Below are 21,728 nucleotides of genomic sequence, written 5' to 3' on the forward strand. Positions count from 1 at the left end.
GCGACCCCGCCCGCGCGCGGACGCTGACGCCCACCGGGCTGCAGGCCGCGCACCTGCGGTCCCCGCTGGGGATCGACGCGGCGAACCCGACGCTGAGCTGGCGGTTCGCCGCCGGGCCGCGCAACGCGGCGCAGACCGCGTACCAGGTCCGCGCGGCGAGCACGGACGCCCGGCTGCACCGCCCCGACCTGTGGGACTCCGGCAAGGTCGCGGGCGGCGCGGTCGCCGCCGCCTACGCCGGCCGCGCCCTCGGCTCGCGGCAGCGCGTGTCGTGGCAGGTGCGGGTGTGGGACGAGCGGGGCCGCGCGTCCGCGTGGAGCGAGCCCGCGCACTTCGAGACCGGCCTGCTCGCCGCGTCCGACTGGACGGCGCAGTGGATCGGGAACCCGGCGTGGTCCGACCCGAAGCCCACCCCCGCCACGGTCGCGTTCACCGCCCGCACCGCCCGGTACGTCCGGCTGAACGTGACCCGGCTCGGCCTCCCGATCAAGGAGGGCTGGCCGTACAAGGTGTCCCGGCTCCAGCTCGCCGAGGTCCAGGTGCAGGACGGCGCGTCCGGCGCGAACGTAGCGCTGCACGCGCCGGTGACCGCGTCGGAGAGCTACACCGTCGGGGGCCAGTGGGAACCGAAGGCGATCACCGACGGCTCGCTGACCAGCGACGCCGCGCCGTTCGGCTACACGAGCATGCAGTACCAGGACCAGGATCTCGCCTCCGCGATCTGGGTGCAGATCGACCTCGGCGAGGAGCGGCGGTTCGACCGGGTGCTGCTCTACCCGCGCACCGACGTGATGACCGATGACGGGAGGACCGCCAACTTCCCCGAGGACTTCACCGTCCAGACCTCTAGCGACGGGAAGGCGTTCGACACCGCCGCCACGGTCAAGGGCCAGCAGGCCCCGCCGCCGCTGCACGCCCAGCCGGAGGCGCTCCCGCTGTTCAAGAAGGAGTTCGACCTCGGCAAGCGGGTACGGTCGGCGCGGCTGTACGCGACCGCGCTCGGCGTCCTCGACGTCACCGTGAACGGGCGGCCGGTGAGCGACGCCGTCCTCGAACCGCCCTACACCGCGTACAAGCAGCGCATCGTCTACTCGACCTACGACGTGACGGGCCTGCTGCGGCGCGGCGGCAACACGATCCAGGCCGAGGTCGGCAACGGCATGGCGAACGTCCCGGCCACGCCGGGCCGCTACCAGAAGCTCACCCGCTCGGACGGCCGGCCCGCGTTCCTCGGCCAGCTCGAGATCACCTACACCGACGGGTCGCGCGAGGTCGTCGCGTCGGACACGTCCTGGAAGACGGCGCTCGGCGCCACCACGTTCAGCAGCTGGTACGGCGGCGAGGACTTCGACGCCCGCCGCGCCCCGGCGGACTGGACGGCCGCCGTGCGCCGCGACGCGCCGACCGCGAAGCTCACCGCCCGGATGGCCCCGCCGATCGAACCCGCCGGGACCTTCCGCACCCAGAAGATCACCCAGCCGAAGGACGGCGTGTACGTCGTCGACCTCGGGACGAACTTCGCCGGCTGGGCGCGGCTGCGGGTCAGCGGCCCGGCCGGGACGAAGGTGACGATGCGCCCCGGCGAGCTGCTCAACGCCGACGGCACCGTCAGCCAGAGCACCACAGGCTCCCCGATCTGGGACACCTACACCCTGTCCGGGAACGGCACCGAGACCTGGCATCCCCGGTTCTGTTACCACGGCTTCCGGTACGTGCAGCTCGAAGGGCTGCCGTCCGCGCCGGACGACGGGACCGTCACCGGCATCGCGCTGCGCGCCGCCAACGACGCGGCCGGGTCGTTCACCAGCTCGCACGGCCTGCTCAACGACATCCACCGGATCATCGACCGGGCCGTGCAGAGCAACATGTACTCGGTCCTCACCGACTGCCCGCACCGCGAGAAGCTCGGCTGGCTGGAGCAGGCGAACCTGGTCTTCCCGGCCGTCGCCCGCAACTACGACGTGACCGCCTACTACGGCGAGATCGTCCGCGACATCGCCGAGGCGCAGACGGCCGACGGGCTCGTCCCGGACATCGCGCCCGAGTACACCGTGTTCTCCGGCGGGTTCCGCGACGACCCGAACTGGGGCAACGTCATCGTGTTCGCGCCCTGGCAGATGTACCGGGCGTACGGGGACGAGGCGACGCTCCGCACCTACTACCCGAACATGGCGCGGTACGTGGAGTACCTGTCGTCCAAGGCGAAGGGGAACCTGCTCGACTACGGCCTCGGGGACTGGATCACCTTCGACAACAGCACCCCGCTCGGCGTCACCGCCACGTTCGGCTACCACCGGGCCGTGACGGCGCTGGCGTCCATCGCCGAGGTCATCGGCAAGAGCGACGACGCGGCCGAGTACACGAAGCTGGCCAAGGACATCGGTGACGCGTTCAACGGCAAGTACGCGACCGGCGACACCTACGGGTCCGGCAGCCAGGCGTGCGACGCGCTCGCCCTCGACATGGGGATCGTGCCCGCCGCGTCCAAGGACAAGGTGCTCGCCCACCTCGTGCAGAGCATCACCGCGAAGGGCTACCACCTCACCGTCGGCGAGATCGCGCTGCCGTCGGTGTTCCGGGTGCTGTCGGCCGCCGGGCGCGACGACGTCATCCACGCCGTCGCCACCCAGACCGGCAACCCCAGCTACGGCTACCAGGTGGTGCACGGCGCGACCTCGCTGACCGAGAACTGGGACGGGCCCACGTCCGGGAACTCGCAGAACCACTTCATGCTCGGCGCGATCGACGAGTGGTTCCACGCCGGGCTCGCCGGGCTGTCGCAGACCGACGGCTCTATCGGCTACGCGACCCTGCTCGTCCGCCCGGCCGTGGTCGGCGACGTCACCCGCGCCGCCGCGACCTACGAGACGCCGCGCGGCCGCGCCGCCGCGTCCTGGCGCCGCACCGGCAAGCGGCTCCGCCTCGACGCCACCGTCCCGCCGAACACGACGGCCCGCGTCGAGTTCCCGCTGTTCGGCGGCACGACCCGGCCGGACGCGCCCGAGGACGCCAAGTGGGTCGGGATCGAGAACGACCGCGCCGTCTTCCAGATCGGCTCCGGCGACTGGACCTTCGAAGGGGCTATGAAATGAGCGAAGCGAACCGGGGGGTGTGGGGGGTCGTCCCCCCACAGGGTGCACGCATGAGCGAAGCGAACCGGGGGGCCGTCCCTCCGCAGGGAACCCGCATGAGCGATGGGCTGAGCAGGCGGCGGTTCCTCGGCGCGTCGGCGATCGGGGCGACCGGCGCCATCGTGCTCGGGCACGCCGGGACGGCCGCCGCGGCGCCCGCCGCGCCCGCCGGGAAGGGCGTCGCGGCGCGCACGCCGTCCGGGCTGCTGACGTCGCTGCTGCCGGACGGTCTCGGCGTCACGGCGGCGCGGCCGCGGCTGAGCTGGCAGGTCGCCGACCTCGGGCCCGGGACGAAGCAGACGCACTACCAGGTGCAGTTCGCCACGACCCCGTCGCGGCTCGCCAAGGGCCCGTACCACTGGGACAGCGGGCGGGTCGCGTCGTCCGCGTCGGTCGCCGTCCCCTACGGCGGGCCTCCGCTCGCCGCCGGGACGGCGTACTGGTGGCGAGTCCGGACGTTCGACGGGCCGAAGGCGTCGCGCTGGTCGGCGCCGACGCTGGTCGCGACCGGCCTGGACGGCTGGAAGGCCGAGCCGATCTGGGTCCCGGCCGCCACGGCGCCCGGCGACGGCGTGCTCAAGGCGCGGGTGCGGATCACCGCCGTGGCGGCGGGCCTGTGGTTCCGCGCGTCCTCGGCGAGCGCGAACTACCTGTGGCAACTGCGCGCCGGATCGCCGGGCGTGCTGAAGAAGCACGTGTGCGTGAACGGGACGTACCGGGTGCTGGAGGAGAAGACGCTCGGCGTCCCGATCGAGACGGGCCGCTGGTACGAGGTCACCGTCGAGATGAAGGGTTCGACGTTCACGACCTCGATCGACGGCACGGCCGTCGACACCACGACCGACGGCACGTACGCCACCGGCACCGTCGGGATGCGCAACGGCTCGACGGAGGCGAACCAGTGGGACGCCGTCACCTTCACCGCGCCCGACGGAAAGGCCCTCATCAGCGAGGACTTCGCCGACGGCCTCGGCACGTTCACCGCCGGGACCGTCGCCGACGGCGTCCTGACGCTCGGCAAGGGCCAGTCGACGCTGTCCTCGGCGGGCGCGGCCGACGACGACTGGGCGCTGCTGCGCACCGAGTTCACCCCGGCGCGCAAGCCGATCGCCGCCGCCGTCCTGCACGTCGCCGCGCAGTCGCCCACGCCCGTCCGGCAGTACCCGGCGAAGATCTGGGTCAACGGCGAGGTCGCCGGGTTCGCGTCCCAGCGGGCCGGGGCGGGCGCGCCGCGCTACCACTCGTTCGACGTCACCGGCCTGGTGACGCCCGGCCGCCGCAACGCGCTCGCCGCCCTCGCGTTCACCACCGAGGACAAGCGGTTCGTCGCGCAGCTCGCCGTCACCTACGCCGACGGGACGACCGGCACCTTCGCCAGCGGCGCGTCGTGGAAGGCGCGCCGCCAGGCCGGGATGCTGCGCGACGCCGGCACGATCGGCACGTCCTACTACGTCGGCCCGCAGGAGTACTGGGACCTGCGCAAGGAGCCGGCCGGGTGGACGAGTCCCGGCTTCGACGACTCCGGCTGGGACGCTCCGCAGGTCAAGCCCGCCATCGACGGGCTGGTGCCGGCGCTGGTGGAGCCGGTCCGGCTGCACGACGTCCGGCCCGCGTCGGTGCGGAAGGTCGCGCCCGGCACCTGGCTCGTCGACCTCGGCAAGGAGATCGCGGGCGGACTGCGGCTGTCGGTGCGCGGCAAGGCCGGGCAGACCGTCGAGGTCCGGCTCGGCGAGGAGCTGAACGCCGACGGGACCGTCCGGTACGCGCTGCGCGCCGGCGTCACCTACCGGGAGGTCTGGACGCTGCGCGACGGCCTCCAGTCCGCCGAGCACTGGGGCTACCGCGGCTTCCGCTACGCGCAGCTGATCTGCGACGACGACCTCGACCTGTCGGACGCCGCCACCGGCCGCGCGTGGCGCGTCGACTGGCGGGCCTCGGACGCCTCGTTCGCCAGCTCCAGCCGCGACCTCGACCGGGTCTACGAGATGTGCCGGTACTCGATCGAGGCCACGCGCGGCGACCTGTACATCGACACCCCGACCCGGGAGCGCGGCCCCTACGAGGGCGACGCGCTGATCAACCAGGCGTCGGAGTACGCGGTGCAGCGGTCGTTCGCGCTGGCCCGCGCGTCCGACGCCTACCTGGCCCGCAACCACACCTGGCCGACCGAGTACCGGCTGATGAACGTCATGTCGGCGTGGCGGGACTACCTGCACACCGGCGACCCCGACCAGCTCGCCGCCGACTACGACCTCCTCGCGGCCAAGCACCTGACGTCCTACCTCGGCGACGACGGACTGGTGCACAAGAAGCCGGGCGCGTCGAGCCAGGACCTCGGCGACCTCGTCGACTGGCCCGCCTCCAACCGCGACGGCTACGTGTTCACCGAGGTCAACACCGTGGTGAACGCCTGCCAGTACGCCGCGTTCACCGCGATGGCCGACATCGCGGCCGTCCTGGGCAGGACGGCCGACGCCAGGACGTGGCGGGCGAAGGCCGACGCGCTCGCGAACGCGATGCGCACGACGCTGCTGGACGCCGCGAACGGCCGGTTCGTGGACGGCGCCGGCACGACCCACAGCGCGCAGCACGCCACCGCGTTCCCCGTCGCGCTCGGCGTCGCCGGGCAGGGCACCGTGCCCGACGACGTCGTCCGGGCGCTGGGGAAGACGCTCGCCGACGGCGGCATGAGGGTCAGCGTCTACGGCGCGCAGTTCCTGCTGGACGCGCTGTTCGCGACGGGCCGGGCCGAGGACGCGATCGGGCTGATGACCGCCACCGGCACGAACTCCTGGCTGCACCTCATGGACGACCTCGGCGCGACCATCGTCGGCGAGGCGTGGGACCCGTCCCTGAAGAGCAACATGACGTTCTCGCACGCCTGGGGCTCGGCGCCCGCGAACGCGATCCCCCGCCGCGTGCTCGGCGTGGAGATCACCGCGCCGGGCGCCGCGGAGATCGAGGTGCGCCCCCGGCCCGGCGCCCTCACCCGGATCTCCGGGACCGTGCCGACGGTCCGCGGCCCCGTCGCCGTCGCGCTCGACCGCGCGGCCGGCTACCGCCTCGACGTGGACGTGCCGCCCAACACCGCCGCCCGAGTCGTCGTGGAGCTAGGCGGCACCGACCCCCGGGACGTCCGCGTCACCGGGCCCCACGCCCGCGCCCCCCGCACCACGGGCCGGGACGCGACCGGGCCGCTGCTCGCCATCGGCCCGGTCGGCTCCGGCCGCACCACCGTGATCGCGCGCACCTGACCGGCGCGATCGATTCAGGAGGAAGACGAGAGTGAACGACGACCGTAACGAGCAGGGACCGCGCGGGCTGACCCGCAGGCGGGTGCTGCAGATCGGCACCGCCGCCGCCGTCGTGGCGGCCGCGGCCCCCGCGCTCGGGGGAGAGGCGGTCGCCGCCGCCCCGGCCGCCCCGGCCGCGCCGGGCGCGGGCGGGTTCGCCCGGCCCGGCGCGGCCGTGCGGCCGAGGTTCCGCTGGTGGTGGCCGGACGGGCTGGTCGACCCGGCCGAGATCCGCCGCGAGATCGACCAGATGGCCGACGCCGGGTTCGGCGGCGGCGAGATCTCCGCCGTGCACCACAGCGTCAAGGACGGGTCCGTCCTGGACCCGCAGGGGCACGGCTGGGGGACGGCGGCGTGGGTCGCCGGCGTCGAGGCCGCCCTGGACCAGGCGGCCCGCCGCGGCCTGACCGTGGACCTGACGATCGGCCCGTCCTGGCCCGCCGCCGTCCCGACGATCACCCCGGACGACGACGCCGCCGTCCAGGAGCTGGCCTACGGGACGGTGACCGTCGCGGGCGGCGCGACGCACGACGGCCCCGTGCCCGAGCCCGTCGCGGCGGCGGCGAAGGGCGTGGCGAAGCGGACCCTCGTCGCCGTGCACGCCGTGAAGATCGACGCGGCGAACGCGACCCGCAAGGAGACCGGGCTCGACTTCGCCTCCTTCACCGACCTGACCGAGCGGGCGAAGGACGGCCGGATCACCTGGACGGCCCCGGCCGGCGGCGACTGGCTGCTGCTGTCGTACTGGCGGCGCGGCAGCGGGCAGCAGCCCGAGGGCGGCCCGCACAGCAGCCCCGACTCCTGGGTCGTCGACCACTTCAGCAAGGCGGGCACGCGCGCGGTCACCGCGTTCTGGGAGGCGCGGCTGCTCACCCCGCGCGTCCGCAAGCTGATCAAGAAGGCCGGCGCGACGCTGTTCGAGGACTCGATCGAGCTGGAGACGCCCGCCCTCAACTGGACCCCGGACCTGCCCGCCGAGTTCAGGCGGCGGCGCGGCTACGACCTCATGCCGTACCTGCCGGTGATCGTCCTGAACAAGGAGAACACCGTCTTCAGCTACGAGGCGGGCCGCACCGCGCACGCGCGGCACGACTTCTGGCTGACGGTGTCCGACCTGCTGAACGAGTACCACTTCGAGGCGCTGCGCACGTGGGCGCACTCCGTGGGCCTGGACCTGCGCGCCCAGCCGTACGGGCTCCAGACCGACGCGATCCGGTCCGCGGCGATCCTGGACGTCCCCGAGGGCGAGTCGCTCGGGTTCAAGAACCTGGACGACTACCGCGCGCTGGCCGGAGGCCGCGACATGGCGGGCCGGGAGGTGCTGTCCTGCGAGGCGGGGGCGTACCAGGGTGGCGCGTACAACACCACGTGGGACAAGCTGCTGCGCACCATGGGCGGCGCCTACGCGGCCGGTCTCAACCAGACCGTGTTCCACGGGTTCTCCTACGCGACCGCGCCCGGCGCGGCCTGGCCCGGTTTCGCGGCGTTCACCCCGTACAACGGCGGCATCGGGTTCGCCGAGTCGTGGGGGCCGCGCCAGCCGACCTGGCGGCACGCCCCCGACATCGCCGCGTACTTCGGGCGCGTCCACCAGGCGATGCGCGCCGGTACGAGCCGCGTCGACGTCGCGGTGTTCCGGCAGAAGGGGTACACCAAGACCGGTATCGGCGCCGGCTGGTTCACCAAGTACGGCGTCCCGCTCGGCTGGACGCACCAGATGATCAGCGCGCCGCTGCTGGACCTGCCGTCGGCGACGGTCCGGGACGGGCGGCTCGCCCCCGACGGCCCCGCCTACCAGGCGCTGTTCGTCGAGGGCGACCGGTTCAACGGCAACGAGTGCACGCTTCCGCTCGACAGCGCCCGCACGATGCTGAAGCTCGCCAAGGCGGGCCTCCCGCTCGTCTTCCTCGGCGACTGGTCGGCCGCGACGGTCCCGGGCATCGCGAAGGACGGCGAGAACGACGCCCTCCGCGCCGTCCTCAAGGAGATGTTCGCGCTACCACGCGTGAAGAACGTCGCGGCGGAGACCGACGTCCAAGGCGCGCTCGACGCGCTCGGCCTGCGGCCCGAGGCGAGCTACGCGCAGAGCTCCACGCTGCTCAACGCCCACCGCCGGGACGGCCGCGTCGACTACTTCTACCTGTGCAACGGCAAGCACGCGGAGACGGTCAAGCCGCCGGTCGCCGCGATCGACCACGAGGTGACGTTCACCCGCGCCGACCGCAAGGCCGTCCCGTACCGGCTGGACCTGTGGACGGGCGAGACCGAGCCCGTCGCCGTCTACAAGGCCGACGGCGACACCGTCACGGTCCGGATCGCGCTCCAGCCCTCCGAGGCGACCGTGATCATCCTGGCGCGCGCCGGGAACCACCCGTCCGCCACCGCCGCCGAGACCGAGGTGAGGGTGGATGGGCAGCGGCTCGTCGCGCGCGCGACCACCGCCGGCACCTACGCGACCACCCTCGCGGACGGGCGCACGGTCACGACCGCCATCGGCGCCGTCCCCGCTGCGCAGACCCTCACCGCCTGGCGGCTGCGCGTCGAGGACATGACCCCGGACGGCACCGAGCAGCACGACCTGGCGCTCGACGCCCTCAAGGCGTGGCCGGACATCCCCGAGCTCGCGGACGTCTCCGGCATCGGCACCTACACCACCACGGTGACCTGGGACGGCGCCGGCGCCGGCGCCGTCCTGGACCTCGGCGAGGTCTTCGACACCTGCCGGGTGTCGGTGAACGGGCGCCGCGTCCCGCCGGTCAGCGTGCTGTACCCGGCCGTGGACATCGGCCCCTACCTGCGGCGCGGCGCCAACACCATCGAGGTCGAGGTCGCCACGACGCTGAACAACCGGCTGCGGGTGTCCGATCCGGCCGTCTACGGCGGGGCGTCGCGCCAGGCGTACGGGCTGGTCGGGCCGGTCCGGCTCGTCCCGTACGGCGAGGCGGTGATCCGGACCCGCTGAGCCGGCCCCGAGAACGAGTGCGGGAGGGCGTTGGCCCGCCCTCCCGCACATGAACCCCCGTCGACCCCGTCCCGCACACGGATCGGAATCCGAGGAATCCATGCACAACAGCGTATCCAGGCGGCGCATCGCCGCTCTGACCCTGGGAATGTCCGCCCTGCTCGCCGCCCAGGCCGTCCCCGCGTCCGCCGCTTCCGGCCAGGGGAGCGGGAACGGCTCGGCGCCGTGGAAGCGGTACGTCCTGTCGCCGTCGTCCCGGACGGTCCGCCCCGTCGCCGTCTACAACACCAGCGGCGACGTCACGGACCCGTCCGCCGTCCTCAAGGGGCACAAGACCACCCTCAGCGGCGCAGGGTCGTACGTCACGCTCGACTTCGGCAAGGAGGTCGGCGGCCTCACCACCCTGCACTTCGCCGGATCGGACGGCGCGCAGCAGGTCGGGCTCGCGTTCAACGAGTCGTCCGCGTACGTCGCCACCGACAGCGACGCCTCCACCGGCGGCCCGCGCAGCCGCGACGGCTCCCTCACCGCCGACGTGGACGGCCGCACGACCTACACCACGCCGGAGAAGTACCTGCGCGGCGGGTTCCGCTATCTGACGATCTTCATGCGGTCGGGCGGCAGCGTCGACCTGGACGGGGTGTCGCTGCACTACACGCCCGCGCCGCAGGTGAAGGACCCGTCGAAGTACGCGAACTACTTCTACTCCAGCGACGACCTGCTGAACCGGATCTGGTACGCGGGCGCCTACACCGTCCAGCTGAACACGATCTCGCCGAAGACCGGGCGCGTGTGGGAGGCGCCGGCGGCGCTGTGGGACAACACCGGCGACATCGGCTCCGGCGCGTCCATCCTCGTGGACGGCGCCAAGCGGGACCGGACGGTCTGGCCCGGCGACCTCGGCGTCGAGATCCCGTCCGCGTACGCGGCGTTCGACGACACCGCGTCCGCCCGCAACTCGCTCGACGTGATCTACCAGCACCAGCGCGACACCGGAGAGCTGCCCTACGCCGGACCCGAGCTGAACAAGTACGGCTCGGACACCTACCACCTGTGGACCCTGGCCGCGAGCTGGGACTACTACAAGTACACCGGTGACGCGGGCTGGGTCTCGGGGATCTGGGACCGGTACAAGAAGGCCGTCGACTACAGCTCCGCGAAGGTCGACGCGAACGGCCTGCTGTCGATCACCGGCACGTCCGACTCCGTCCGGATCCTCGCCAAGGGCGAGAACCTCATCGCGAACGTGCTGCTGTGGCGCGTCCTCGACACCGGTTCGCAGCTCGCCCGCACCCAGGGCGACACCGCCCTCGCGGACTCCTACTCCCAGCGCGCCGCCGCGTTGCGCACCGCGATCAACGCCAACTTCTGGGACGACGCGGCGGGCGCGTACAAGTTCTACCCCAACAACGCCATCCACCCGCAGGACGGCAACTCGCTCGCCGTCTGGTACGGCCTGGCCGACCGGACCCAGGCCCGCCGGATCAGCGCCCAGCTGAAGGGCAACTGGAACGAGGTCGCCTCCACCGCGCCCGAGAACAAGGGCAACCCGGGCGTCTTCTCCGGCTCGATGGAGGTCAACGCGCACTTCGCCGCCGGCGGGCAGGCCGCCGACCAGGCCGGCGTCGACATCATCCGGCGCGAGTGGGGCTACATGCTGAGCCACCCGCAGGGCACCGGCAGCACGTTCTGGGAGTCGTACCGCAACCCCGGCGACGGCTGCGTCTTCTGCAGCTCCTACACCAGCCTCGCGCACGCCTGGGCGACCGGCCCCGTCACCGCGCTGACCTTCGGCGTCCTCGGGCTCGACCCGACCGGGACGGGCGGGCGGTCGTTCGACTTCGTCCCGCACACCGCCGACCTCTCCTTCGCCCAGGGCCGCATCACCACGACGCTCGGCGCCGTCGAGGGTTCCTGGAAGGTCGCCAAGGGCGCCTACACGGCGAAGCTGAAGGCGCCGCACGCCGCGACCGGACGCGCCGGCGTGCCCACCTTCGGCGAGCGGATCAAGGTCCGGGTCGACGGGCACCTCGTCTGGGACGGCACCCGCGCGCTGATGCAGGGCGTCCGGAGCGACGGCGAGTACGTCTACGTCGACGGCCTGCACGGGAACCACACCATCAGGAGCGAGCGGGCATGACCGGCGCCCTGGATCGCAGGGCGTTCCTCGGCACGGCGGGCGCCGCTTCGGCGGCGCTCGCCCTCCCCGCCCTGCCCGCACCGCCTGCCCGCGCCGGGACCGTCCGCGTCTCGCCGAAGCCGGTCCTCGCGCCGTTCCCGCTGCGGGACGTCACGCTGCTGGACGGCCCGTTCCGCGCGAACATGGCCCGGACCTGCGAGTACCTGAAGTTCGTTGACGCCGACCGGCTCCTGCGCACCTTCCGGCTGAACGTGGGGCTGCCGTCGTCGGCGCAGCCGTGCGGCGGCTGGGAGGCACCGGACGTCCAGCTGCGCGGCCACTCCACCGGGCACCTGCTGTCGGCGCTCGCGCAGGCGCACGCGAACACCGGCGACGACGCGTACGCGGCCAAGGGCCGGTACATCGTCGCCGAGCTGGCGAAATGCCAGGCGGCGTCGCCGTCGGCCGGGTTCGCCGCCGGCTACCTGTCGGCGTTCGAGGAGGCCGTCTTCGACCAGATGGAGGCGGGCGGCCACCCCTGGGCGCCGTACTACACCCTCCACAAGATCATGGCCGGGCTGCTCGACCAGTACCGGCTCGGCGGCAACGCCCAGGCGCTGACCGTGCTGAAGGGGATGGCCGCGTGGGCCGGGACCCGCACCGCCAGGCTGACCGCCGACCAGATGCAGAAGGTGCTGAACGTCGAGTTCGGCGGCATGAACGACGTGCTCGCCGAGCTGTACCAGGTCACCGGCGACCCCGAGCACCTCGCGACGGCGCGCCGCTTCGACCACGAGGCGGTCTACGGCCCGCTCGCCGAGCGCCGCGACGCCCTCGACGGCCTGCACGCCAACACCCAGATCCCCAAGATCGTCGGAGCGGTCCGCGAGTACGAGGTGACCGGCGAGACGCGCTACCACGACATCGCCGCCTATTTCTGGGACACCGTCGTCCACCGCCATTCCTACGTGATCGGCGGGAACAGCAACAACGAGCTGTTCGGCCCGCCCGGCGAGATCGCCAGCCGGCTCGGCTCCGACACCTGCGAGAACTGCAACTCCTACAACATGCTGAAGCTCTCGCGGCTGCTGTTCCTGCACGATCCGTCCGAGTCCGCCTACATGGACCACTACGAGTGGACGCTGCTCAACCAGATGCTCGGCGAGCAGGATCCCGACTCCGAGCACGGTTTCGTCACCTACTACACCGGCCTGTTCCCCGGTTCGCAGCGCGAGGTCAAGGGCGGCCTGAAGGCGGCGCCGGGCAGCTACAGCTCCGACTACGACAACTTCTCCTGCGACCACGGAACGGGAATGGAGACGGCGACGAAATTCGCCGACAGCGTCTACTTCCATTCCGGCGACGAACTGTACGTCAACCTGTTCATCCCGTCCGAGGTGACGTGGCGGGAACGCGGGGTGACGGTGCGGCAGGAGACCGGATACCCGCACACCGACCGGACGCGCCTGACCGTGACCTCCGGCTCGTCCCGGTTCACGCTGAGGATCCGCGTGCCCGGCTGGCTGGACGCGCGGGGCGCCCGCCCGCGGATCCGGGTGAACGGCGCCGCCGTCCCGGTGAAGGCCCGCCCGGGGACGTACGCCGCGATCGAGCGGCACTGGAAGCGCGGCGACGTCGTGGACGTCGCGATGCCGATGGCGCCGGTCTGGCGGCAGGCGCCCGACAACCCGTGCGTCCAGGCCGTCAGCGTCGGCCCGGTCGTGCTGGCGGGGGAGTACGGCGACCGGGCGCTCAACGCGTTCCCCGCGATCGACCCGCGCTCGCTGCGCGCCGACCGCCGGACCCCGCTGGCCTACACCGCGTCGGCGGACGGCGCGACCGTGCGGCTGAAGCCGTTCTCCGAGGTCCAGCACGAGCGCTACACCGTGTACTGGGCGACGCCCGCGCCGCGCCGCGGGCCCGCGCTGCTGGCGCACTTCCCGCTGACCGGGCGGAGCCTCGCCGACGCGACGGGCCGGTGGCCGGACGCGTCGCTGGCGTCCGGCGCCTCGTGGGCGGACGACGGCGGCGCGGTCGTGCTCGACGGGACGGGCGGCCACGTCGCGCTGCCCGCCGGGCTCCTCGCGGGGCTCGACGCGCTCACCGTCTCCGTCTGGCTGAACCTCGACACCGTCGCCAACAACACGCGGGTGTTCGACCTCGGGTTCAATAAGACCACGTACTTCGCCGTGATCGCCCGGACCGGGTCGGCCAGGGCCCGGTTCACCATGAAGATCACCGGCATGGACGGCGAGGACTACGCCGACGCGCCGTCCGCACTCCCGTCCGGCGCCTGGACCCACCTCGCCGTCACCGCCGGGGGCGGATCGGCCGTCCTGTACGTCGACGGAGCCCCCGCCGGACGCAAGGACGGCCTCGTCATGAGCCCGCTCGCGCTCGGCGCCACCACCCACAACTACCTCGGCCGCTCCCAGGACACCCGCAACCCGGCCATGGACGGTCAGGTCACCGGCTTCCGCCTCTACAACCACGCCCTGACGGCCGCCGGCATCGCGGACCTGCACGCCCAGGGCCGTTCCTGACGGCCAGACCTCCTAGGAGAACCCCCCTTGCGCAAGCCGATCCGCGGCCTCGCGGCCGCAGCGGTGACCGTCGTCCTGCCGCTGACCCTCCTCGCCCCGCCCGCGCACGCCGACGCCCGCGCGGACGTCACCGGCCTGCGGGCCGACGACCTGTCCCAGGCGCTCGGCATCGACGACACCACCCCGCCCCTCACCTGGCAGCTGCGCGGCGGCCGGAACACGGCGCAGACCGCCTACCGGATCCAGGCCGCCACCAGCGAGAAGGCGCTGCACCAGGGCCGTCCCGACCTGTGGGACTCCGGCCGCGTCGCCTCCGCCGCGCAGCGCGTCGACTACGCGGGCGAGAAGCTCGGCAGCCGCGCCCGCGTGTACTGGCGCGTCCGCGTGTGGACGGGCCCGAAGGCGTCCGGCTGGTCGTCGCCGTCCTGGTTCGAGACCGGCCTCACCGCCCAGAGCGACTGGCGGGGCCGCTGGATCGGCCAGAAGGACTGGCAGACCAGCACCAAGAAGCCCGACCCCATCGTGGTGAGGCTGCCGAAGACCACCGCCCGGTACGTCCGCCTCGACGTCACCAGGCTCGGGCTGCCGATGGTCGAGCAGGTGCCGGACGAGACCTACCGGCTCCAGCTCGCCGAGCTGGAGGTCCGCGACTCCGCCGCCCCTGGCACGAACCTCGCCGCCGGCCGGACCGTCACCGCGTCCGACAACGGCGGCAACGTCAACCGCAAGTGGGGCACCCGCTACCTCACCGACGGGACCGAGACGACGAACCAGGAGTTCGCCGGGTGGTCCAGCTCCGCCTACCCGAAGGCGGACGTCTCGGACGCACCGCTGACGCTGACCGTCGACCTCAAGGACGCCAAGGCGTTCGACGAGGTGCTGCTGTTCCCGCGCACCGACCAGCCCGCCGCGGGCGGCAAGGTCCCGTACGCGCCCGCGGACTTCACCGTCGGCGCGTCCGACACGGCCGACGGCGCGTTCGCGAACAAGGCGTCCGTCACCGGGCAGGCGCCGCCGGACTCGCCGGTCCCCGAAGCGCTGCCGATCTTCGCCAAGGACTTCTCGCTGCCGCGCGGCGTCCGCGACGCCCGCCTCTACGTCGCCGGGCTCGGCGTCTACGAGGCGCGGCTGAACGGCCGCCGCGTCGGCGACGCCGAGCTCGAACCCGCCAACACCGCCTACGCCAAGCGCGTCCAGTACGCCGCCTACGACGTCACCTCGATGCTGCGGCCCGGCGGCAACACCCTCGGCGTCGAGCTCGGCAACGGCAACGCCAACGTGATCTCCACGCCCGACCGGTACCGGAAGTTCTCCGGGACGATCAGCGACCCCAAGCTGATGGCGCAGCTGGAGGTCACCCTCGCGAACGGCCAGGTGATGCGGGTCGCGAGCGACGGGACGTGGAAGACCGTCCTCGGTCCCGTCACCTTCTCCAACTGGTACGGCGGCGAGGACCACGACGCCCGCCGCGAGCGCCCCGGCTGGGACCGGCCCGGCGCGTCCCGCTCCGGCTGGGAGGACGCCGTCCCCGTCTCCGCGCCCGGCGCGCTCAGCGGGCGCGAGGCCGAACCCGTCCGCGTCGTCGAGACCCTGCCCGGTGAGCGGGTGGGCTCCGGCGACGGCTACCAGGTGTTCGACGTCGGCCGCGTCATCGCCGGGCGCCCCGAGATCACCGTGACCGCGCCCGCCGGCACCGCCGTCCGCGTGTACCCGTCCGAGAGTCTCAAGGACGGCCGCGCGTACCAGTCGGCCAGCAACGTCGGCGCGCCGATCTGGGACCAGTACACGACCCGCACCTCCGGGGCCGAGACCTGGCACCCGCAGTTCTCCTACCACTCCTTCCGGTACCTGGAGGTGCGCGGGCTGCCCGCCGGCGCGACGATCACCGTCCGCGGGCAGGCGCTGCGCAACGGCGCCGCCTCCGCCGGCTCGTTCAGCTCGTCCGACGACCTCATCGACGGCGTCCACGGCCTCGTCCGCCGGGCCATCGAGAACAACATGCAGAGCATCCTCACCGACTGCCCGAGCCGCGAGAAGCTCGGCTGGCTGGAGCAGGACCACCTCGTCGGCGACGCGCTCGCCGCCAACTACGACGTGCACGCGCTGCTGCGCAAGGTCGTCCAGGACATGGCGGACGCGCAGACCGACACCGGCCTCATCCCGTCCACCGTGCCGGACTACACCGTCCTCGCCGGCGCCTACCGCGACGACCCCAACTGGGGCGGCGCGTTCGTCGTCGTCCCGTGGCAGCTGTACCAGAACTACGGCGACACCGAGACGATGCGGACCTACTACGCGCGGATGAAGAAGTACTCCGCGTACCTGGAGGCCCGCGCGACCGGCGGGCTCACCGACTACAGCCTCGGCGACTGGTTCACGCCCGACCGGACGTTCCCGAAGACGGTGTCGGGCACCTACGGCTACTGGCGCGTCAACGACACCCTGGCGAAGATCGCCGGAGTGCTCGGTCAGACCGCCGACGCCGCCGCCTACAAGGCCAAGGCGGACCAGAGCGCCAAATCCCTCGCCGACAAGTACTACGACGCCTCCACGGGCACCTTCGCGGGCGGCGGCCAGGGCGCCGAGGCCCTCGCCCTCGACATGGGCGCCGTCCCCGCCGGCGACCGCCAGAAGCTGCTCGACCACCTGGTCGGCAGCGTCAAGGACGCCGGGTACCACCTGCTCCTCGGCGAGATCTCGCTGCCGTCGGCGTTCCGCGTCCTGCCCGACGACGTCGTCTACCGGATCGCCACGCGGACCGACAGCCCCAGCTACGGCTACCAGGTCGTGCACGGCAACACCGCCCTCGGCGAGTCCTGGGACGGCGGCAGCGGCCAGTCGCAGGACCACTTCATGCTCGGCTCGATCGACTCGTGGTTCACCTCCCGGCTCGCCGGGATCCGGCAGGCGGCCGGCTCGACCGGCTACCGGAACCTCGTCATCGACCCGGCCATCGTCGGCGACCTGACCCGCGCGTCCGCGACGCGGCGGACCCCGTACGGCGAGGTCCGCTCGTCCTGGACGCGCGACGGCGGCAAGGTCACGCTGACCGTCACCGTCCCGGCGGGCGGCACCGCCGAGGTCCGCGTCCCCGGCGCCGCCGAGCCCGCCGAGGTCGGCTCCGGCACCTGGACCTTCCACGGCACCGTCGCCTGACGAGCCCGGGCCCGCCCAACGGTCACCGGCCGGAGGGCGGGCCCGGCGCCTCCACGGGCGGCGGCAGCAGCGAGTAGACGGCCCGGCTCGCATTGAAATGCGCCAGGTAGTAGATCCGGCCGTCCTTCCGCAGTTCGAGCGGGGGCGGATCGCTCACCCCGCCCAGGTCGTGCGGATAGCCCTCGGCCCCGCACGTCCTGGCCGGGAGGACCGCGGTGGACCACCAGGCCGCGACCTTCTCGGCCTCCTCGCGGCCCTCCCAGAGCCTGACCTCGCCGCCCGGCGCGCCCGGTGCGGTCAGCACGCGCATGAGAGACGGGTCGTAGAGCCCGCGGACCCGGAAGTTCTCCATGTGCCGGCGCGGAACCACCATCCGCACGTATCCGCCGCGCCTGCCCCGGTGCCGGCCCGCCACAAGGAGGTCGGTGCCGCCGTCGCCCCATTGCGGCGGCAGTACCCACAGCTTCGTCCCGCCCGAGAAGTGCCTCAGCCCGTGGCGGATCACCAGCCCGCCCTCACCGGAGGCCGTTTCCCGCCGCACGTTCGCGACCACGCAGAAGCCGAGCAGTTCGCCCATGGACCCAGGATTCGCCGGGACACGCCACCGCCGCAACGGGTTTGCGGACGCGTCAGCGGCGGGCGACCGCCGGGGCGCGGTCGGCGAGGCGGACGCTCAGCTGCGCCGTCGCGGTGAGGACGGTGCCCGCCGGGGCCCCGGCGAGCGACGCGTCGGTGACGACGGAGCGCCGGCCCAGGTAGAGGTACGTCTTCGGGTCGAAGACGTACTCGTCGCGCTGCCCGGCCCCCGGGACGTCCAGGGACACGGCGACGCCCGTGCGGCCGGCGGCGTCCACGGCCCTGCCCACCGTCCGCACGCCCGGGATCGCGGCCGCCGCCCGGAACAGCGCCTTGCGCTGCGCGGCCGGCATGTACGCCTCGGTGAGCATGCCGCCCACGTTCTGCCACGCCTGGGCGTCCGCCGCCGGACCCGTCCCGAGGTGGGAGTACAGGTGCTCGTACATCTTCGCCGGGTCGGCGGGCAGGCGGCTCAGGTAGGCGTAGTCGGTGCGCAGCCACTCCGCGCGATGGTCGAAGTCCGCGGCCTTCTCCGGACCGCTGCGCCCGGCCTCCTTGCGCGCCTCCGGCGGGAGCGCCTCGCCGGGATAGGGCCTGGGCGGCAGCGCCTCCGTTTCCAGGACGCCGTGCGTGGCGTCGCCGTCCACGGGCAGCCAGATCGTGCGGTTCGCACGCGCCAGGTAGCGGGCGTGGCGGCCGCCGGTGCTGCTCTCCACGGGATCCATCGTCACGGACCGGTAGACGAGGAACTGGCCGGGCCTCGGGTGCAGCTGGGGCGTCCGGCCCGCCGCGTCCGCGGCGTGCTGGAGCAGCTCGACGTGCGCGACCGGCATGGCGTGGACGGCCGGGGTGCGGTGCGTCCCCCCGCCGGAGCCGGCCACGACCAGGCCCGCGGTGACGGCGGCGGCCGCGGCTCCGGCGGTCACGGCCACGGCGAGCCGGAAGCGCCGGGTTCCGCGCGCCTTCGGCCGGCCGGTCGCCGGGGCGAGCATCGCGGCCCGCAGCCGCTCCTCCTCGCCGCGCAGGTCCTCCGGTCCGGGCCGGGGGATCTCGGACCGGAACCGCTCGAGTCGGGTCATCTCATTCATGGACGGGCTCCTCGCTGACGATGGCCATGACGTCCGTCCCGCCGAGCTCGCGGCGCAGCTGCGCCTTGGCCCGGTTGATCCGCGACCGGACCGTGCCGACGCGGACGCCCAGCGCCCGCGCGACCTCCGGGTAGCTGAGGCCCTCCCACGCCACCAGCAGCAGCGCGTCGCGGCGCCCCTTCGGCATCGCGGCCAGCGCCGCCGCCAGCCGCGGGCCGGACGCCTCGGCGGTGAGCCGCTCGTCGCTGCGGTCGGTGAACGCCGCCGTCACCGGGTCGGCGCCCGTGCGCCGCAGGGCGCGCAGGTACCGGACCTCCGTCCGGACGTGCCGTCCCATCAGGTTGGTGGCGATGCCGTACAGCCACGGGCGCGCGTTCGGGCGCGTCAGGTCGTACGCGTGCCTCCGGCTGAACGCCGCCAGGAAGGTCTCGGCGACGACGTCCTCGGCGGCGTCGACGCCGAGCCTCCGGGTGACGTAGCGCTTGATGTCGGGCGCGTGCCGGCGGAAGATCTCGGCGAACGCCTCCGGCTCGTGCCGGGAGCGTCCGATGACGGAGGCGTCATCGGCCTCGGCCCGGCTCGTGTCGCTCATGGTGTGGGGGCCTCTCGGCTCTGGAACGGGACGCCCCTTGTTGCCCGCCCGCGGCCGATCGGTTCCCGGTGCGTCAGCGGCCCACCGAGCCGTCGATGCGCTCGCGCAGAATGTCGGCGTGGCCCGCGTGCCGGGCGGTCTCCTCGATCATGTGCACCAGCAGCCAGCGCATGGACGGCGGCGGCGTCTCGCGCAGCGACCGGGCGCCCGGGCGGTCCAGGTCGGTGCAGGCTTCGGCGATCGCGTCCGAGCGCGCGGCGGCGGCGCGGTAGCCGGCGACGATGTCCGCGGCCGTCTCGCCGGGCAGCGGCGGCTCGCCGTCGTCCAGCCGCGGGACGTCGGCGCCCTCGTACGCCCACACGAACCAGTTCAGCTCCGTGTGCGTGAGGTGCTTGACCAGGCCGAGCAGGCTCGTGCCGGACGGGACGCCGGGCGCGCGGGCCGCCTCGTCCGGGACGCCGGCGGCCTTGGCCACGACGGCGTCGCGCAGGTAGCGCAGGAACGCCAGCAGGGTCGTCGGCTCGTCGGCGTTCAGGCTCGGCGGACGCAGGTCCCCACGCGGTTCGTTCATCGCACCACCCTAGGGCAGCGCCGTTCCCGGAGCCGCCCGCTGCGGGCGGGCGTCAGGCGGGGAAGGTCCAGCGGGTGGCGGCGAACGGCTCGACGAACGCCACGCCGATCGCGGTGCGGACGGTGAAGCGGTACAGGTGCCACGGCGGCGGGCCGGCGCTCTGCGCGCTGTACGGGGCGGTGAAGGCGTCGCCGTCGACCTCGGCGGGCCAGCCACCGTCGCGGTAGGCGGCCGCGACCGGTTCGAGCACGGCCGGGTCGGTGACCCGCGCCGCCTCGCCTTCGAGGACGAGGTCCAGGCCCTCCAGCCGGGCGGACAGCGTGCACGCCGGGTTCCCGGCGAGGTTGCGGGACTTGCGGGTGCCCGGGCCGCTGGTGAAGTACAGGTCGCCGTCGTGCCACAGCGCGCCGATGCCCGCCGAGTGGGGGCGCCCGTCCGGGCGGACCGTGCCGAGGAACACGGGCGTCTCCATCCGCGGCAGACCCTCGGCCAGCGCGGTCCGGGCCCGCTCCCACGGCATGGGGCCGCCGCTGCCGTAGATGTCCAGGTCGCTGACGTCGACGGGGTCGCGTTCGGTCATCGCTCTCCACCTCTCCGTTGGTGCGTCGTCGGAGATATGACCGGTCCGCGGCCGGGAACTCATCGCGGGCGCCGGGTTGACCTCAAGCCCGGTCGACGTGTGAGCGTTGGGGCGAGCGATAGGGAGAGTGCCGATGAAGGTCGTGCGCGTGACGCGGTTCGGAGACCCGGACGTCCTGGTGGCGGGGGAGGCGCCGGAGCCGGCCGCCGGTCCGGGGCAGGTGGTCGTCGCGGTGGCGGTCGCCGAGATCAACTTCGTGGAGACGCAGCTGCGGCGGGGGATCACCCCCGGGCCTCCGCTGCCGGAGCCGCCGTACGTGCCGGGCGGCGGGGTGGCCGGGCGGGTGGCCGCGATCGGGGACGGCGTCGCGCCGGAGTGGCTGGGCAGGCGGGTCGCCACCGGGACCGCGGACCGGCTCGGCGGCAACGCGGAGCGTGCCGTCGCGAACGTGGACGACCTCGTCCCGGTGCCGGACGGCCTCGGCCTGCCGGAGGCGGCGGCGCTGCTGAACGACGGCGGGACGGCGCTGGGCCTGTTCGAGGGCGCGGAGGTCCGTGCGGGCGACCGGGTGCTGGTCGAGGCGGCGGCGGGCGGCTTGGGGAGCCTGCTCGTGCAGCTGGCGCTGTCGGCGGGGGCCCGGGTCGTCGGCGCCGCGCGGGGCGAGGCGAAGCTCGCGCTGGTCCGGGAGCTCGGCGCGGAGGCCGTCGACTACTCGGCGCCGGGCTGGGCGAAGCAGGCGGCGGACGCGACCGGCGCGGGGTTCGACGTGGTGTTCGACGGCGTGGGCGGTGAGATCGGCCGGGCGGCGTTCGGTGCGACGGCCCGGGGCGGCCGGTTCTCCGTGCACGGGGCGTCCAGCGGCGCGGCGACGGTGGTCCCGCCGGACGAGGCGGCGGAGCGCGGCGTGACGGTCTTGGGGATCGAGCAGCTCATGGGGTTCGGGATCGGGGCGAAGGAGCGGGCGCTGCGGGCGATGGAGGAGGCCGCCGCGGGCCGGATCCGCCCGGTGATCGGGCAGCGGCTGCCGCTGGAGCGCGCCGCCGACGCCCACGCGGCGATGGAGTCCCGGTCGGTCGTCGGCAAGACGCTGCTCATCGTGTGAGGACGGCCGGGCAGC

At 73.7% G+C, this 21,728-nt stretch carries 12 protein-coding genes; 7 read left to right on the forward strand and 5 right to left on the reverse strand.

Features of this window, described 5'->3' with window-relative positions; translation table 11 throughout:
• From ABZ914_RS13060 to ABZ914_RS13085, 6 genes are all read left to right on the forward strand, one after another.
• The coding region (locus ABZ914_RS13060) for a family 78 glycoside hydrolase catalytic domain (protein ID WP_500193156.1) at positions 1-3,092 on the forward strand (3,092 nt) is incomplete at its 5' end.
• Positions 3,093-3,187: 95 nt separating this feature from the next.
• The gene (locus tag ABZ914_RS13065; RefSeq protein ID WP_500193157.1) at positions 3,188-6,385 is read left to right on the forward strand and encodes a family 78 glycoside hydrolase catalytic domain; all 3,198 of its coding nucleotides are present in this window, start codon (positions 3,188-3,190) and stop codon (positions 6,383-6,385) included.
• Between the two features lie 31 nt (positions 6,386-6,416).
• Positions 6,417-9,386 carry a glycosyl hydrolase gene (locus ABZ914_RS13070; protein WP_500193158.1) on the forward strand — a complete coding sequence of 990 codons (2,970 nt, stop codon included), beginning with the start codon at positions 6,417-6,419 and terminating at the stop codon, positions 9,384-9,386.
• A gap of 100 nt (positions 9,387-9,486) precedes the next feature.
• Entirely contained in the window at positions 9,487-11,526 is a 2,040-nt protein-coding gene (locus ABZ914_RS13075; RefSeq protein ID WP_500193159.1) for an alpha-L-rhamnosidase-related protein, read from the forward strand.
• Positions 11,523-14,048 (forward strand): beta-L-arabinofuranosidase domain-containing protein, encoded by a 2,526-nt coding sequence (locus ABZ914_RS13080; protein WP_500193160.1) that lies wholly within the window; start codon positions 11,523-11,525, stop codon positions 14,046-14,048. The genes ABZ914_RS13075 and ABZ914_RS13080 overlap by 4 nt, the downstream gene beginning before the upstream one ends.
• Positions 14,049-14,075: 27 nt before the next feature.
• Complete coding sequence (locus ABZ914_RS13085) at positions 14,076-17,204, forward strand: family 78 glycoside hydrolase catalytic domain (RefSeq protein WP_500193161.1); 3,129 nt, start codon at positions 14,076-14,078, stop codon at positions 17,202-17,204.
• 22 nt (positions 17,205-17,226) lie between these two features.
• On the opposite strand, the gene ABZ914_RS13090 is transcribed toward ABZ914_RS13085, so the two are convergent.
• The 5 genes from ABZ914_RS13090 to ABZ914_RS13110 all read right to left on the reverse strand — a co-directional run bounded on the left by ABZ914_RS13090 (position 17,227) and on the right by ABZ914_RS13110 (position 20,611).
• Positions 17,227-17,781: a hypothetical protein gene (locus ABZ914_RS13090; protein ID WP_500193162.1), complete on the reverse strand. Its 555-nt coding sequence runs from the start codon at positions 17,779-17,781 to the stop codon at positions 17,227-17,229.
• 52 nt (positions 17,782-17,833) lie between these two features.
• On the reverse strand, positions 17,834-18,868 hold the full coding sequence (locus ABZ914_RS13095) for a CU044_5270 family protein (protein ID WP_500193163.1): 1,035 nt from the start codon (positions 18,866-18,868) through the stop codon (positions 17,834-17,836).
• Positions 18,861-19,460 carry an RNA polymerase sigma factor gene (locus ABZ914_RS13100; protein ID WP_500193164.1) on the reverse strand — a complete coding sequence of 200 codons (600 nt, stop codon included), beginning with the start codon at positions 19,458-19,460 and terminating at the stop codon, positions 18,861-18,863. Before ABZ914_RS13100 ends, ABZ914_RS13095 begins: the two co-directional genes overlap by 8 nt.
• A 73-nt stretch (positions 19,461-19,533) precedes the next feature.
• Positions 19,534-20,031 (reverse strand): DinB family protein, encoded by a 498-nt coding sequence (locus ABZ914_RS13105; protein WP_500193165.1) that lies wholly within the window; start codon positions 20,029-20,031, stop codon positions 19,534-19,536.
• Positions 20,032-20,083: 52 nt separating this feature from the next.
• On the reverse strand, positions 20,084-20,611 hold the full coding sequence (locus ABZ914_RS13110) for a pyridoxamine 5'-phosphate oxidase family protein (RefSeq protein WP_433152145.1): 528 nt from the start codon (positions 20,609-20,611) through the stop codon (positions 20,084-20,086).
• Between the two features lie 133 nt (positions 20,612-20,744).
• On the opposite strand from ABZ914_RS13110, the gene ABZ914_RS13115 reads away from it, so the two are divergent.
• A complete protein-coding gene (locus tag ABZ914_RS13115; RefSeq protein WP_500193166.1) occupies positions 20,745-21,713 on the forward strand; it encodes a zinc-binding dehydrogenase in 969 nt (322 codons plus the stop codon).
• The last annotated feature ends 15 nt before the right edge of the window (positions 21,714-21,728 follow it).

The organism is Spirillospora sp. NPDC046719, assembly GCF_040645715.1.
Lineage (GTDB): Bacteria > Actinomycetota > Actinomycetes > Streptosporangiales > Streptosporangiaceae > Spirillospora.